The organism is Actinopolyspora sp. BKK2 (assembly GCF_011291845.1).
Classification (GTDB): domain Bacteria; phylum Actinomycetota; class Actinomycetes; order Mycobacteriales; family Pseudonocardiaceae; genus Actinopolyspora; species Actinopolyspora saharensis.
This window is the reverse complement of record NZ_JAANTE010000005.1, coordinates 282567-297105: the sequence shown is the minus strand read 5'-3', so window position 1 is coordinate 297105 and position 14539 is coordinate 282567. Positions and strand designations below refer to the sequence as shown.

General features: G+C 68.4%; 14 protein-coding genes. 7 read left to right on the top strand and 7 right to left on the bottom strand.

Annotated features, from left to right (window positions below; genetic code table 11):
• Positions 1-8 precede the first annotated feature (8 nt).
• Together G9Q41_RS13495 and G9Q41_RS13490 are read left to right on the top strand one after the other, a co-directional pair.
• Positions 9-683: an ABC transporter ATP-binding protein gene (locus G9Q41_RS13495; protein ID WP_165633946.1), complete on the top strand. Its 675-nt coding sequence runs from the start codon at positions 9-11 to the stop codon at positions 681-683.
• The gene (locus tag G9Q41_RS13490; RefSeq protein ID WP_092527076.1) at positions 680-1351 is read left to right on the top strand and encodes an energy-coupling factor transporter transmembrane protein EcfT; all 672 of its coding nucleotides are present in this window, start codon (positions 680-682) and stop codon (positions 1349-1351) included. The genes G9Q41_RS13495 and G9Q41_RS13490 overlap by 4 nt, the downstream gene beginning before the upstream one ends.
• A 174-nt stretch (positions 1352-1525) precedes the next feature.
• On the opposite strand, the gene G9Q41_RS13485 is transcribed toward G9Q41_RS13490, so the two are convergent.
• Positions 1526-2542 (bottom strand): aldo/keto reductase, encoded by a 1017-nt coding sequence (locus G9Q41_RS13485; RefSeq protein ID WP_092527073.1) that lies wholly within the window; start codon positions 2540-2542, stop codon positions 1526-1528.
• A 232-nt stretch (positions 2543-2774) separates the two neighbouring features.
• Here G9Q41_RS13485 and G9Q41_RS13480 point away from each other — a divergent pair, with 232 nt between their 5' ends.
• Complete coding sequence (locus G9Q41_RS13480; protein WP_165633948.1) at positions 2775-3686, top strand: LysR substrate-binding domain-containing protein; 912 nt, start codon at positions 2775-2777, stop codon at positions 3684-3686.
• Between the two features lie 226 nt (positions 3687-3912).
• On the opposite strand, the gene G9Q41_RS13475 is transcribed toward G9Q41_RS13480, so the two are convergent.
• Positions 3913-4608 carry a hypothetical protein gene (locus tag G9Q41_RS13475; RefSeq protein ID WP_165633950.1) on the bottom strand — a complete coding sequence of 232 codons (696 nt, stop codon included), beginning with the start codon at positions 4606-4608 and terminating at the stop codon, positions 3913-3915.
• A 720-nt stretch (positions 4609-5328) separates the two neighbouring features.
• Here G9Q41_RS13475 and G9Q41_RS13470 point away from each other — a divergent pair.
• Positions 5329-5649, top strand: a complete 321-nt coding sequence (locus G9Q41_RS13470; RefSeq protein ID WP_165633951.1) for a hypothetical protein — start codon at positions 5329-5331, stop codon at positions 5647-5649.
• Entirely contained in the window at positions 5646-6167 is a 522-nt protein-coding gene (locus G9Q41_RS13465; RefSeq protein ID WP_165633952.1) for a hypothetical protein, read from the top strand. The genes G9Q41_RS13470 and G9Q41_RS13465 overlap by 4 nt, the downstream gene beginning before the upstream one ends.
• Before the next feature lie 231 nt (positions 6168-6398).
• Here G9Q41_RS13465 and G9Q41_RS13460 read toward each other — a convergent pair whose 3' ends face one another.
• From G9Q41_RS13460 to ctaD, 4 genes are all read right to left on the bottom strand, one after another.
• Positions 6399-7226 carry a peptidyl-tRNA hydrolase gene (locus G9Q41_RS13460; RefSeq protein WP_165633953.1) on the bottom strand — a complete coding sequence of 276 codons (828 nt, stop codon included), beginning with the start codon at positions 7224-7226 and terminating at the stop codon, positions 6399-6401.
• A 108-nt stretch (positions 7227-7334) separates the two neighbouring features.
• Positions 7335-7979 (bottom strand): Pr6Pr family membrane protein, encoded by a 645-nt coding sequence (locus G9Q41_RS13455; RefSeq protein WP_165633954.1) that lies wholly within the window; start codon positions 7977-7979, stop codon positions 7335-7337.
• A gap of 12 nt (positions 7980-7991) precedes the next feature.
• Positions 7992-9227 (bottom strand): phosphoserine phosphatase SerB, encoded by a 1236-nt coding sequence (gene serB / locus G9Q41_RS13450; RefSeq protein WP_165633955.1) that lies wholly within the window; start codon positions 9225-9227, stop codon positions 7992-7994.
• Between the two features lie 167 nt (positions 9228-9394).
• Positions 9395-11158 carry a cytochrome c oxidase subunit I gene (gene ctaD, locus G9Q41_RS13445; RefSeq protein ID WP_165633956.1) on the bottom strand — a complete coding sequence of 588 codons (1764 nt, stop codon included), beginning with the start codon at positions 11156-11158 and terminating at the stop codon, positions 9395-9397.
• Positions 11159-11754: 596 nt separating this feature from the next.
• Here ctaD and G9Q41_RS13440 point away from each other — a divergent pair.
• Both G9Q41_RS13440 and G9Q41_RS13435 read left to right on the top strand, forming a co-directional pair.
• Positions 11755-12414 carry a DUF305 domain-containing protein gene (locus G9Q41_RS13440; RefSeq protein WP_092527060.1) on the top strand — a complete coding sequence of 220 codons (660 nt, stop codon included), beginning with the start codon at positions 11755-11757 and terminating at the stop codon, positions 12412-12414.
• Between the two features lie 339 nt (positions 12415-12753).
• Positions 12754-13635 (top strand): SDR family oxidoreductase, encoded by an 882-nt coding sequence (locus G9Q41_RS13435; RefSeq protein WP_165633957.1) that lies wholly within the window; start codon positions 12754-12756, stop codon positions 13633-13635.
• A gap of 98 nt (positions 13636-13733) precedes the next feature.
• Here the strand turns inward: G9Q41_RS13435 and G9Q41_RS13430 are convergent, their stop codons facing one another.
• Positions 13734-14492, bottom strand: a complete 759-nt coding sequence (locus G9Q41_RS13430) for a succinate dehydrogenase/fumarate reductase iron-sulfur subunit (protein WP_092527058.1) — start codon at positions 14490-14492, stop codon at positions 13734-13736.
• Positions 14493-14539 lie beyond the last annotated feature (47 nt).

Here is a 14539-nt window from a genome sequence, read left to right as displayed (position 1 = left end):
GAGAACGATTGATCGAGTTCGACGGAGTGGGCCACACCTACGGCGAGCACCCGGTGCTTTCCGGGATCGATTTGCAAATCACCGAGCGCAGGGTGGCTTTCGTCGGGGCAAACGGCTCCGGCAAGTCCACACTGGCCCGCATGATCAACGGGCTGGTGCACCCCACGCGGGGTCGGGTGCTGGTGGACGGCCTCGACACGGTGCGGGACGGAAAACGCGTCCGCTCGCGGGTCGGTTTCGTGTTCACCAATCCGGACTCCCAGATCGTCATGCCGACGGCCGGTGAGGACGTCGCCTTCTCGCTGCGCGGCAAGGGACTGTCCAAGGGGGAGCGGCGGGACCGGGCCGCTGCCGCGCTGGCCGAGCACGGTCTGGAGGGCTACGCCGACCACCCGGCGCAGCAGCTCTCCGGTGGGCAGAAGCAGCTGCTCGCGCTGTGCTCCATGCTGGTGCTCGAACCGGACGTGCTGGTCTGCGACGAACCGACCACGCTGCTGGACCTGCGCAACAAGCGGCTCTTCGTCGAACGACTGCACACCCTGCAGCAGCGCGTCGTGCTGGTCACCCACGACCTGGAGCTGCTGGACGACTTCGAACGCGTGGTGGTCCTCGATCAGGGCGGAGTCGTCGCCGACGACGAACCCGCTGCGGCGCTGCGCCACTACAGGGAGCTGGTGACGTGAGTACCCCGCTGGGCCTCTACCAACCCGGCGACAGCCCGCTGCACCGAGCTCCGGCCGGGTGGAAGTTCCTCGGGCTGATCGCCTTCGCCACCGTGCTCGTCGTGTTCGACGAGCCCGTTCCGCTCGCGCTGGGAGGCGTGGCCGTGCTGGTCGGTTTCGTGGTGGCGCGCATCGGACCGGGCAGGGTGCTCCGGATGATGCGGCTGCTGCTCGTGCTGCTGGCTGCCGTGCTCGCGTTGCAGTGGTGGTTGATCGGCCCGGAGAGCGCGATCGTGGTGTGCCTGCGACTGCTCGTCGCGATCAGCGCGGCCAACCTGTTCACCCTGACCACCAGGATCGGCGATCTCGTCTCCGCGATCGAGCGCGGGTTGGCCCCCACCCGCAGGCTGGGTGTCCGCCCGGAGCTCCTCGGGCTGCTGGTCGGGTTGACCGTGCAGGCGGTGGGCGCGTTGTCGACCATCGCCGAGCAGACCCGGCAGGCCCAGCGGGCGCGGAACGCGACCCGCTCGGTCTCGGCGTTCGCCGTACCGTTCCTGGTGCGCACGCTGCGCCACGCCGACGAGCTCGGGGAGGCGCTGGCCGCGCGCGGAGTGGGCGACACCGCCCCGGAGGAACCGAACCGGCCGGAGGGGGCCGAGCACGGTCCCGCCCGAGGCGGCGGCGACTGAGTCCGCGCTCCTCCGGGGAGGCAGCGGTTCGCTCACCGTTCCGGCGAGCGGGGCAACTTCTCCGTTCCCCCGGGCCGGCTCCTCACCCGGCTGCCCCACCGGAGCGGCGGGGCAGCCGGATCACGTGCCCGACGACGCCGTGCTCACGGGCTCACGGGCGCGGCCTCGGTCGACTCACTCGCCGGTGGGCAGCGGAACCTCCGGCGCGACCAGCTTCTCCTCGCGCAGCGTCCGCCAGAACTGCCCGGGAATCGGCGCGCGCAGCAGTTCGAGGTTCTGGCTCACGCGCTCGGGGCGGGACATCCCCGGGATGGTGGCGGCCACGGCCGGGTGAGCCAGCGGGAACTGCAGCGCTGCCGCCTTGAGGTCCACCCCGTGGCCTTCCGCGACACCGCGCAGCCGGTCGACCTGCTCGAGCACCTCGGACGAGGCCTCCTGGTACTCGAAGTGCTGGCCGCCCGCCAGCACACCGGAGTTGAAGGGGCCGCCGACGACGAGGTCGACGCCGCGCTCGAGGCAGGTGGGCAGCAACCGCTGCACCGCGTGCGCGTGGTCGAACAGGGTGTAGCGCCCGGCCAGCAGGAATCCGTCGGGCTTCGGCTCGTCCAGCCCCAGGATCAGCTCGCACGGTTCGACCGTGTTCACGCCCAGCCCCCAGGCTCCGATGACGCCCTGCTCCCGCAGGCTCGTCAGCGCCCGGAACGCACCGGTGCGCGAGGCGGCGAAGGCGTCGATCCAGTCGTCACCGTGGAAGTCGGGGGAGACGTCGTGCACCCACGCGATGTCGATGCGATCGGTGCGCAGCCGCTCCAGGCTCTGCTCGATCGCACGCATGGTGCCGTCGTAGGTGTAGTCGTCCCGGACCTTGTTCTTGCGGCCGTGCTCGAACAGGCCGCCCTTCTCCCCCAGATCCCGCTCGGTCGGTTCCTCGATCTCGTCCTCGACCGTCCGGCCGACCTTCGTGCTGAGCACGTACTCGGAGCGGGGGTGCTGGGCCAGCACCTGTCCTAGCCGGATCTCGGACAGGCCCGCACCGTAGATCGGTGCCGTGTCGTAGTAGCGGATGCCCTCGTTCCACGCCGTCTCGACCGTGGACAGCGCGTCCTCCTCGGAGACTGCGCGGAACATGTTGCCCAGCGGGGCCGCCCCGAACCCGAGTGTCCTGTCGGTCAGTAACGACCGAATGCTCATGCTCGCTCCTCGTTGTCAGCGTGAGTACGGGTCAACCACCCTCGTGCCTTCCACCACGACGCTAGACTCGGCCGGTAAGACTGTCTAAGACTCAGTAAGCGAAACTTGATTCCGCAAATGTCTTGAACGCTGATTCCGCGGGGCCACCGCCGACGAGCGACCCGCCCCGGGGACAGCGGAACGCTCCGCCGACCGAACCGCCGAACCGACCGGAAACGGAAAACCCCGAGGAATGCTGGATCTGCGTCAACTGCGCTACTTCGTCACGGTCGCCGAGACCGAGCACGTGGGGCGTGCGGCCGAAGCGCTGCACGTCTCGCAGTCCCCGTTGAGCCGTCAGATCGCCGAGCTGGAGAAGCGCCTCGGCTGCGCGCTGTTCGAGCGCGATCGGCAGCGCATCCGACTCACAGCCGACGGCGAGGTGTTCCTCAGCGAGGCGCGGGCACTGCTGCGGCACGCCGAGCGGCTCGAGTCCCTCGGCCAACGGCTCGGCAGGGGTGAGACGGGCGGGCTCTGCCTCGGCTACGTGGGCCACGCCCTGCACGCCGGGGTGCTGCCCAGCGCGCTGCGCTCGATCCGCAGGGACCGGCCGGACGTGCACATCGCGCTGTACGACCAGTCGGCCGCGGAGCAGCTGGAGGGACTGCGCAGGCGCAGTCTCGACATGGCGCTGGTGGACGCGCCGCCGGACGAGCAGGACCCGCTGCTGGAGTCGGCGCTCGTGCTCGAGGAGCCGCTCATGCTGGCCGTTCCCGCCCAGCACCCGCTCGCCGAGCGGACCGGCATCCTTCCCGCCGATGTGGACGGGCAGCCCTGGATCACCGTGGCCGACGGCGCCGCGGGGGGCAACGACTCCGAGAGGTTCCTGGCCTCGTGCGTGGAGGCCGGGTTCACTCCCGCCGTGCGCACCAGCGCCCCGGAACCGCTCGCCGCCCTGGGCCTGGTCGCCTCCGGGCTGGGGCTGGCGCTGATCCAGCGCAGCATGCGCGACAGCACTCCCGCCGAGGTCACCCTGCGCGAGATCCCCTGGTTCCCCTCCTCGGTGCGCCTGTGGGCGGCCTGGCACCACATCGACCTGCGGCCCCTGGTCGCCGAGTTCCGGCGGGTACTGCTCGACGGCGGCGAGTCCGACGACCGGGGGTAACGAGCGGACACCGCCACGGCAGACCGGCCCGGAGGACCGCGGTCCCGGCCGTCCGGACGCGTGGTGGGGAGCACGCGTCCGGCATCCGGACCTTCCGTACGGAAGAACACCGACCGCTGCAGCATGAACAGGACAGCATCTCCGAGGGGACGAGGGCGACACCAACCCGTGGTGCCGCGCCTCACCCTCCACCGGGCGGAGTCGAGCAGGACGGTCCGAGTCCGGTTCAGCTGTTCAGGTCCACACCGAGTCCCAGACCGCGGTCGGCGGAACCGCTCAGGCGCACGTTCTGGCTGCCGCAGGCGGCTGGAGCTGTGGCCTCCAACGGCAGGGAGGGGTCGAGGGAGCTGGGCGCGTCCCCGTCGTAGGCGCCGCTGCCGTTGATGTCGATGCCGTGCTGCACGAGCACCGCGTCGCCGGTACGGATGTTCGCGGCGACCTCGTCGTTGACGGTGACCGTACGTGAGTACCGCACGAAGCCGTTCGGCGCCGTGGGGAATCGGTCCACGGCGAGTCCGCTGTCCGGGCTGGTATCACCTTCGGTGGTCAGCGACACGCCGATTCCACCGTAGTCCTGTGCTCCCTCCGCGGTGCTCACGATGCCGTCACCGTCGGCGTCGTCCGCCCTGGTCGGGCACTTTCCCTCGCCTCCGATGTGGACGTGTTGGGCGTGCGGTTGGTCCTCCAGCGCTCCGTACGTGTACAGCCGGACGGACGCTTCGTTGCCGTCCAGGCGGATGGTCCCGAATCCGTGCACGCCGCTGTCGTTGAGTTCGTCGAGCTCGACGACGCTGACACTCCTGCGCTGCTGATCGTGCCGTTCCTCCTGCTGCGGTTGAGCCGATGCGGCAGCCGATCCGGTCAGCACCATCCCGAAAGCGGCGACCACCGCCAGTCCGGAACGTCGGTGAATCCTGGTCACTAGCGAAACCTCCACGCGATCACTTCGTCTTGTCGTGTTCTATTCGTCGCCGGCGCCTGCACCGATTGGTCGAGCTCTCCGTACGAACACCAGAGACCTGCTTCGTGCCACGGGAAACCACCTCCCACGAGGTGCGGGCCCGCGAGAGGTTCGGAGTGGTTCGGACTCCGACCTCCGAAGACGACTTCTCGTCGGAGCCGGTCGACGAGCGAACGGAGACACCCGGAGTCGATACGGGGCACGGGGCTGAAGGCAGCGATCGGAAGACGATGCGCCACTCACGAAACATCAAAATTCGAAACGCCATGGTTTCACTTTTCTCCGACATTCGTAGCGAACCGGACGAAGGATTGGTCCGATCATGAAAATCCCCAAAAAAATCGGAAATGTCACCGGGCAGCTCCGGATTGGTCACTGTGATATATTCGACAAATATTTTTCCACAAAAAAGAAAGTTCACACAAAAACAACGCTTTGACCTGCTTTTTTCCTCCTCGCGAAGCACTCTCCCGGCGAGCCCCACTACGAGCTATCCCTTTTGAAAGACACCACGAGTGGATGAAAACTCGAACGATGTAATACCGTCCGTGGTGCTACCGAAAAGCACCACTCGTTCCGATGGGCCGACATCTCGAATTGGTTCACCTGTTCGCGTGGCCGCTCTTCGGGGCATGATCACACTGTGATTCGTTCGTTCCTGCGCGAAGGTGAGCTGCGGCCATGCTGACGGTGCACGAGTTCCTGAACCTGCTGGCTACCGACGCGTCCGCACGTTCGAGGTTCGGCACCGATCCACGCGGCTCGCTCGAGCAGGCCGGTCTCGGCGCGATGAGCGATACGGACGTGCTGCACTCCACTTCTCTCGTGCTCCAGTACGCACGGGCGGACGAGGTCGACTCGCTGGTCCGGGCGATGCAGCCGGGCGTGGAGAAGTTGATCGGCGGCACACGCGCTCCGTGGCGAACGCATCGCCGCTGCTTGATCGGTGACTCGCAGGACGACCGTCCCTTTCCCACTACAACTCTACGGAGCAGAACATGACCAACCCCGAGATCTTTTCCTCCACCGGTGACGTCGACGAGCTGCTCGGTTCCGGAGACGAGCGCGGTTCGGCCACCAACATCGACGCCTCGGCCGAAAACAGCGGCAACGAGTCCGTGGAGTCGGTCGATTCAGACAACCAGATCGGTCCGAACAGCCTGGTCGGCGACGTCGATGTGACGGGCCTGGCCGGTGACGTCACCGGTGCGTCGAACTCGGGCGACGTGAACACGGGCAACCTCACCGGCAACGGTGTGACCGACGTCGTCGGCGGCGTCCAAGGAGGCGACGTCATGGGCAGCGTCGAAGACGTCACCGGCGGGCTTTCCGGCGACCTCGGCGGTGTGACATCGGACCTGGGCGATGTCACCTCCTCCACCGGCGACGTCGAACCGGCGCAGGAGCTGAGTGGACAGAACGAGCTCGTCGGTTCGCAGGGCCCCGTCGGCACCGTCGCCGACACGGCCAGTGGCGCCACCGGTATGGTCGACGACGTCACCGGTGGTCTGGGACTCTGATCTCCTCTTGCCGAGGAATCGCGGAGTAGGCTCGCGCCACTCGTGACGAACGGTTTCGGCGGCGGTCCGTCCCGAACCCGGTCCGCCGCCGAATCCGACCCGAACTTCGTCCGCTCCCCACGCGGGGAAGACGGTAGGAAGAACCGGCACGACATACCTCATCCGCGGGTGAAGCGTGTTCCACCGCGCGGGCGACCGACACGTGTACCGGACCGCGCTGCTCGTCGTGACTCAGTCCGGGCCCCCGCCGGTGGGCCACTGGGCCAGCACGGTGACGGTGCCCGGATCTATCTCGGTGAACCCGGCGTCCCGGACGGCCGCGACGCCTCGCTCCCGCCACGCACCGGCCGGGTCTCGCCCGGCAAGCAGCTCGTTCCACCGCGCCACCTCGGGAGTGCGCACCGCACAGCGGAAGCCGTGCTCCTTCCAGTCGTGGAGAAGCCGCTCGGCCGCGGCTCCCCGCTCGCCTCCGGAACACGCGTCCCCGTGCAGCAGGGCCGCCAGGATCATCGTCGCGTGCCCCACCTGGGCGGCCGCCTTGCCCGCGCTCATGTCGACCTCGGGGTTCAACCACAGCACGGGAGCATCGGAGGGAGCGGGCCCCGGCTCGTCCGGGGGAAGTTCGCTACCGGAGATCTGCAACCTGGTCAGCTCGCGCGGCATCTCGGACAGGCGCGTGGGCAGCAGCGCGCGCACCTCCGCCCCGCCGACGGAGAAGGTGACGCCGGGCAGGTCCAGCGCGGCGCGCCAGTGGGAGCCGCGCGCGCGTCGGGTGACCTTGCGGATGCGTCCGCTCACCCACTCGGAAACCGCCTCGTGCCAGGGGCCGCCCACCGAGGCCCGCTCGTCCAGGCACAACGCCACCGCAGCCGAGGCGGCCGCCTCGAGCAGCTCGGTACGAGCCGGGGGTTCGCCGCGCTCGATACGCAGCACCATCGGCATCAGCACCACGTCCTCGGGGTCCTCGTCCGAGGTGTCGGCTGTCGAATGATCCGGCAGGGACAGCCACGAGGCGTAACGATCGGTCAGCGGCCGGAGAACTGCGGCGGGATCACTCACGAGGCCGATTGTCCCGCGCGCACCGCGTGCACCTCACTCGGGAGTGCGGGTACTCACACCCGCCCTGCCCACCGGCACCGTCAAGCAACCCGCACCGCCGAACATTGACTAAGCCGGGACGCCGACCTCGGGGCGCTCCCGCCGCAACCTGACGTTGCCCAACCACGCGACCAGCAGCGAAACGGCGGCTATGCCCACGGCCATCGCGACCAGGTGCAACAGCACCCCGCCCACACCGCCGACCTGCTCCGGCCGCAGGAAGGGGTACGGGAACCAGCCGGTCACCGCACCCCTTCCCAGGGCGTAGACCACGTACACCAGCGGAACGGTCAACCAGATCACCGCACGGCCGTAGGGCACCCGCGCACGGGGCCGGACCAGCAGCCAGTCGACCAGCATCACCAGCGGGATCACCCGGTGCATCACCGTGTTCACCCAGGGCAACGTCAGCCCGAGGTCCCCGTCGTCGAGCAGCAGCGCGAACACGACCCCCGTGGTGGCCATGTAGACGGTCATTCCTCCGCGCAGCCACTCCAGAACAGCACGGTTACCCAGGCCGGGCGCGGCCCCGAGCCGGAACAGCAGCAGCCCGGCGGCTATGTTGCTGAGGATCGTGAAGTAGCTGAAGAAGTTCACCGGCGAGAAGTCGGCAAGCCCCACTTCGGCGAAGAACTGTCTACCGACGGCGACGACCGCCAGAGCTCCGAGCAACATCCGCGCCAGGCGCACGATCCACGCCCCGCTGGACAGCATCTCCCAGCCACCTCACGTTTCCAGCGGCACGCGCGCGACGAACCCGTCCTCCGCGTCGGCGGCCTCGACCTCGCCCCTGGTCACGCCCAGGACGAACAGCACCGCATCCAGGAAGGGGTGCGACAGCGCGGTGTCGGCTATCTCCCGCAGCGCGGGCTTGGCGTTGAACGCCACACCCAGCCCGGCCGTGGCGAGCATGTCCATGTCGTTGGCCCCGTCCCCGACCGCGACGCACTGCGAGAGCGGAACGTCGTAGGACTCGGCGAAGCGCCGCAGCGCACGCGCCTTGCCCCCGCGGTCGACGATCTCACCGACGACACGGCCCGTGAGTTTACCGTCGACGACTTCGAGGTCGTTGGCCGCACTGAAGTCGAGGCCGAGATCGTCGACCAGGTGGTCGATGATCCTGGTGAAACCTCCGGAGACGACGCCGGTGTGGTAACCGAGCCGCCGCAACGTGCGCACCGTGGTCCTGGCGCCCGGGGTCAGCTGGAGCTCCGCGCCCACCTCGTCCAGCACTGAGGCGGGCAGCCCCTCCAACACGGCCACCCTGCGGCGCAGGGACTCGGCGAAGTCGACCTCTCCGCGCATGGCCTGCTCGGTGACCCTGCGGACCTCCTCCTCGCGGCCCGTCTTCGCCGCGAGCATCTCGATGACCTCGCCCTGGACCAGGGTCGAGTCGACGTCGAACACGACCAACCGCTTGGCCCTGCGGGACAGCCCGGTGCGCTCCACCGCGACATCGACCCCGCTGCCCTCCGACAGCTGAGCCATCTCGGCGGTGAGCAGCTCGTCGGTGTGTTCACCGGTCTCGGCCGCCGTCACGTGCAGTTGGAGCCCGGTCACCGGGTAGTCGGCGACCCGCTGGATGGAATCGATGTTGACGTCGGTCTCGGCCAGTTTGCGGGCGACCTCCGAGAAGCTGCGCGCGGTGACGGGTTGTCCCAGCACGGTCACCACGTGGGTCGAGCCGAGCTTGTCGGCCTGACCGTCCTCCGCGTCGATGTCGACCTCGACCGTCATCCCGACGGTCGCCATGGCCTGCTCGACCGACTCCTGCAGCTGCTCGGGGTCGTACTCGGTGGAGACGAGCACACCGAGTACCAGTCTTCCGCGGATCACGACCTGCTCGACATCGAGCACGTCCACCCCGTGCCTGGTCAGCGCCGCGAACAACACCGAGGTGACCCCCGGTCTGTCCGTCCCGGTAACGGTCATCAGCACGGTGGTGGGATTCGACGTGGTCACGACTGACGGCACTCCCTCGATATTCGGCTACGGTCCACCCTACGGGTTCGGAAAACAGCTTCCGAACAACAAGAGCCCCGGACCGATCGGAAGGTCCGACCGGCCGGGGCTCCCCGTCGAGCGGTTTTACCGTGACACACCCGTGAAGGGGGTCGTTAGGTCGAATATCACTTCCCGTCGAGCTTGCGCTCCTCGGAAGCACCGCTCCCCTGGGCGGACTCTCCCGAGCTCGCGTGGGCCACCGGCTTGCCGGAGAGGCCGACGTGGTTCTCCAGCCTCATCCGGTCGCTCATGTGCGGGTAGTGCAGCTCGAAGGCCGGGCGCTCGGAGCGGATCCTGGGCAGCTCGGTGAAGTTGTGCCGCGGGGGCGGGCAGGAGGTCGCCCACTCCAGCGAGTTCCCGTAGCCCCACGGATCGTCCACATCGGCGATCTCACCGTAGCGGTAGCTCTTGAACACGTTCCACAGGAACGGAAGCATCGAGGCGCCGAGCAGGAAGGCTCCCGCGGTGGAGATGGTGTTCAGCGTGGTGAACCCGTCGCTGGGCAGGTAGTCGGCGTAGCGCCGCGGCATCCCCTCGTTGCCCAGCCAGTGCTGTACCAGGAAGGTGGCGTGGAAGCCGATGAAGGTCAGCCAGAAGTGCACCTTGCCCAGCCGCTCGTCCATCATCCGGCCGGTCATCTTGGGGAACCAGAAGTAGATCCCGGCGAAGGTGGCGAACACGATCGTGCCGTAGAGCACGTAGTGGAAGTGCGCCACCACGAAGTAGGTGTCCGAGACGTGGAAGTCGATCGGCGGGGCGGCGAGCAGCACGCCGGTCAGCCCGCCGAACAGGAAGGTCACCAGGAACCCGACGGAGAAGATCATCGGGGATTCGAAGGTGATCTGACCGCGCCACATGGTGCCGATCCAGTTGAAGAACTTCATACCGGTGGGCACGGCGATCAGGAACGTGGTGAAGGCGAAGAACGGCAGCAGCACCGCACCGGTGGCGTACATGTGGTGGGCCCAGACCACCACGGACAGCGCGGCGATGCCGAGGGTGGCGTAGATGAGGCCGGTGTAGCCGAACAGCGGCTTGCGGGAGAACACCGGGAAGATCTCGGTGACGATGCCGAAGAACGGCAGCGCGACGATGTAGACCTCGGGGTGGCCGAAGAACCAGAACAGGTGCTGCCAGAGGATCACACCGCCGTTGGCGGGGTCGAAGACGTGCGCACCGAACTGGCGGTCGGCCAGCAGCCCCATCAGAGCCGCGGTCAGGATGGGGAAGGCCATCAGGATCAGCACGCTGGTGACCAGGATGTTCCAGGTGAAGATCGGCATCCGCCACATGGTCATGCCCGGCGCGCGCATGCACACGACGGTGGTGATCATGTTGACACCGCCGAGGATCGTGCCGAGGCCGGAGACGACCAGCCCGGAGATCCACAGGTCCGCGCCGATCCCGGGGGAGTGCAGCGCGTTGGACAGCGGCGTGTAGGCGAACCAGCCGAAGTCGGCGGCGCCACCGGGAGCGAGGAAGCCGCTCACCACGGTCAGCCCGCCGAACAGGTAGAGCCAGTAGGAGAACGAGTTCAGCCGGGGGAAGGCCACATCCGGGGCACCGATCTGCAGCGGCAGGATGTAGTTGGCGAACCCGAACAGGATCGGGGTCGCGTACAGCAGCAGCATGATGGTGCCGTGCATGGTGAACAGCTGGTTGTACTGCTCCTGCGACAGGAACTGCATCCCCGGCACCGCGAGCTCACCACGGATCAGCATGGCCATCAGACCGCCGACCAGGAAGAAGCCCATCGAGGTGACTAGGTACAGAATGCCGAGCTGCTTGGGATCGGTGGTGCGCAGCAGCCCCAGCAGTGTGGATCCCTTGGACGTCTTTCGCACCGGATAGGGGCGCGAAGTGATCGGCTCTGGCGCGACGGCCGTCACGGTGCCTCCTGCACTGCCTCGAAGACGTTGTCGGCCCCGACCACGGGACCGCCCGACCCGTACGGGCCGGCTAACCCTGATGACAGCGCCGCAACCGGCGTCGGTGAGCTTGGCCTGCCGGTGCTCGGTTGGGTTACTGTCATCTGCGGATATTAGCGCTGAGGCTCAACTCCGCTGCGTCCGGGCCGTAGTCACCCTATTCATCGTCCTCTCCCGAAGCACCCGGGCTGAGATCCAGCCAACACGCGAGCGCGGACGGGTCCACCCCGAACTCCACGCGCGCGGAGCTCGCGGGGAGTTTTCGTCCACTTCGACCGGTTCCGCCGAGCGGAGCAGGCACGAGCCCGCCACGAGTCCCGCGCGCTCACTGCTCGGGCGCCTCCACCCGCTGCGCACGGGACGGTTGCCCGCCGCCTCCCCCGCTGGAGCGCGGGGCGCACACGCCCGGGGTCCCACCACCTACGCGACTCGTCCCGAGAGGACCCCTTAAGCTGACGGTGGACCACCCGCGCAGGTGGGACGGAACTTCAGCGGTACGAAGGGCTCCGCAGGCGTGTCGACGTGCCCGGCACTCGGCTCGCTCGGGGTGGATCAGCATGTCCGGAGGCGAAGCTACGGTGCGCAACAGCACGATCATCGGCATCCTGGGGGCCGCTGCGGTCCTGGCACTGACCGGCTGCTCACCCAACTACGAGCAGGCCAGCGAGCAGAAGCCCGCCGCGGGGACACCACCGCCGGCGAGCGCGATCGCCCCCGTGGAGGAGAGCTCCTCCGAGGGCGCCGAGGCGACCAGCGGCAACACCGACCTGGAGTTCGCCCAGCAGATGGTGGCCCACCACCGGGCCGAGCAGGAGCTGCTCGAGGTCGCGCTGAACAACGCCAGCAGGCAGAACGTGACGGATCTCGCCGAGCGGCTCGAGCAGCAGCACGGCGAGAACGTCGAACAGCTCGAGAGCTGGCTGTCCGAGCGCGGTGAGGGCGAGGTCACGGCCGAGGACCTCGAAGCGGGCCAGAACACCCGAATGCCGAGCGCCGACGTCTCCGGTGAGATCACCGAGCTGGAGGAGGCGCAGCGCGGCCAGTTCCCCGGTCTGTGGGTCAAGGCCATGATCGAGCACCACGAATCGGTCGTGGAGATGGCCGAGACCGAGCTCGACCAGGGGTCGGACGAGCGGGTGAAGTCCGTCGCGCAGCGGATTCTCGACTCCAGGCAGGAGGAGCTGGACGAGTTGAAGCAGCTGCGCGAGCAGCTCTGAGCAGTACTTCCCGCCCGGTTCGGTCGGGTGGTTGCTGTGCGGGTCCTGCCCCGGCACCGGTAGGCAAGGTGTCGTTGCGCCGCTGGCCCGAGGTGCCGCAGCAACCACCGACAACCACGGCGAACCTCGGTGAGCCACGGTGAGCCGAGCTCGCCGTTCCGGTTTCCCCGCCTCCCGGGAATCCGACTCCGCCGCCCACGTGGCCGCTGCGGCGAGCGGCTCATCTCCTCGGCTCGACCCTCTTTACTTTACGGCACAGTAACCTACTATGGGTAACTTAGCCGGTCGGCTTTCCGGCCGGTCATCGCCGTAGCCAGCTCGCCGAGCCAGGGAGGCCCCATGCCCACGTCGATGTCGGGCAAAGTCGTTGCCATCACGGGTGCCGCACGGGGAATCGGCGCGCAGACCGCGCGGGAACTGGCCCGCAGGGGCGCGCTGATCTCGCTAATCGGTCTGGAGCCCGCGGAGCTCTCCGCGGTGGCCGCCGAACTCGGCACCGACCACGTGTGGATCGAGGCCGACGTGACCGACGCGGACTCGATAGAATCCGCGCTCGACGAGACGGCCCGGCGACTGGGCGGCATCGACGTCGTGGTCGCCAACGCGGGGGTGGCCCCGTTCGGCACGGTCCGCCACCACGACCCCGGGGCCTTCACCAAAACCGTCGACGTGAACCTCAACGGGGTCTTCCACACCGCGCGCGCGGCCCTTCCGCGCCTGGTGGAGCGAAACGGCTACCTGCTGGTGGTCTCCTCGCTGTCCGCCTTCGCCCCGATAGGTGGCATGGCGGCCTACACCGCGAGCAAGGCCGGGTCCGAAGCACTGGCCAGCGCGCTGAGCTCCGAGACGAGCCACCTCGGTGTGGACGTCGGCAGCGCCCACCCCTCCTGGATCGACACCGACCTGGTCCGCGAGGCCTCAGCGGACCTGCCGAGCTTCCGGGCCATGCGCGCGAAGCTGCCGTGGCCGATGCACTCGACCACCACGGTGGAGGACTGCGCCCGGGCGATCACCACGGGCATCGAGCGCCGCGCCCGGCGCATCTACGTGCCGCGCTCGGTCATGCTGATGCACTGGCTGCGCAATCTCCCCGCCTCCCGGCTGGTGGAGCGCCTGATGAAACCCACCGTGCGCAGGTTGATGCCGCAGATGGAGTCCGAAGTGGCCGGCCTGGGGCGCGGTTTCAGCGCGCGGAACCAGAAACTGCAGTCCGGGGACTGACGAGCGGATCCAGCCCCTCACCGCGGTTGCTCCCCTGCCGCGGGTGGTCGTCGAGCGGAACCCCGGGAACGCGCCCACCCGCGGCGCACCCGAACGGCTCACTCCTTCTTCCGGCGGAACAGCCGCAGGATCGGGTCGTAGCGACGGTCGGCCACGCGCTCCTTGAGCGGAATCAGCGCGTTGTCGGTGATCTGGATGTGCTCCGGGCACACGTCGGTGCAGCACTTCGTGATGTTGCACATCCCGAGCCCGTGGTCGCCGCGGGCCTCCTCCGGGCGGTCCCCGCCCCGCTCCGCGTAGTCGTCGAGCGGGTGCATCTCGAGCTCGGCCACGCGCATCAGGAAGCGCGGACCGGAGAAGGACTCCTTGTTCTCCGCGTGGTCCCGGATCACGTGGCAGGTGTCCTGGCACAGGAAGCACTCGATGCACTTGCGGAACTCCTGGGAGCGCTCCACGTCCCGCTGCTGCATCCGGTACTCGCCCGGTTCCAGCCCCTCCGGAGGTGTGAAGGCGGGAACCTCGCGCGCCTTCACGTAGTTGTACGAGACGTCGCACACGAGGTCCTTGATCACCGGGAAGGTGCGCATCGGGGTGACTGTGACGACCTCGTCCGGGTCGAACAGCGACATCCGCGTCATGCAGGTGAGCCTGGGCCTGCCGTTCACCTCGGCCGAGCACGATCCGCACTTGCCCGCCTTGCAGTTCCACCGCACGGCGAGGTCCGGGCACCGGGTGGCCTGCAACCGGTGCAGCAGGTCGAGGACCACCTCGCCCTCCTCCGCCTCGACCTCGTAGTCCCGCAGCTCCCCCGACTCGGAGTCGCCGCGCCACACGCGCAGGTGCGCCTGGTGTACCATGGCCGATCCCTTCCACGCAGCCGTTCACAGCGGTTCCCGTACCGGCT

Bases quoted from the DNA above. Each gene is read 5' to 3' on its own strand.
- G9Q41_RS13435 (WP_165633957.1), top strand. From the start codon at position 12,754: ATGCCCACGTCGATGTCGGGCAAAGTCGTTGCCATCACGGGTGCCGCA.
- G9Q41_RS13485 (WP_092527073.1), bottom strand. From the start codon at position 2,542: ATGAGCATTCGGTCGTTACTGACCGACAGGACACTCGGGTTCGGGGCG.
- G9Q41_RS13440 (WP_092527060.1), top strand. From the start codon at position 11,755: ATGTCCGGAGGCGAAGCTACGGTGCGCAACAGCACGATCATCGGCATC.
- G9Q41_RS13480 (WP_165633948.1), top strand. From the start codon at position 2,775: ATGCTGGATCTGCGTCAACTGCGCTACTTCGTCACGGTCGCCGAGACC.
- G9Q41_RS13455 (WP_165633954.1), bottom strand. From the start codon at position 7,979: ATGCTGTCCAGCGGGGCGTGGATCGTGCGCCTGGCGCGGATGTTGCTC.
- G9Q41_RS13465 (WP_165633952.1), top strand. From the start codon at position 5,646: ATGACCAACCCCGAGATCTTTTCCTCCACCGGTGACGTCGACGAGCTG.
- G9Q41_RS13430 (WP_092527058.1), bottom strand. From the start codon at position 14,492: ATGGTACACCAGGCGCACCTGCGCGTGTGGCGCGGCGACTCCGAGTCG.
- G9Q41_RS13470 (WP_165633951.1), top strand. From the start codon at position 5,329: ATGCTGACGGTGCACGAGTTCCTGAACCTGCTGGCTACCGACGCGTCC.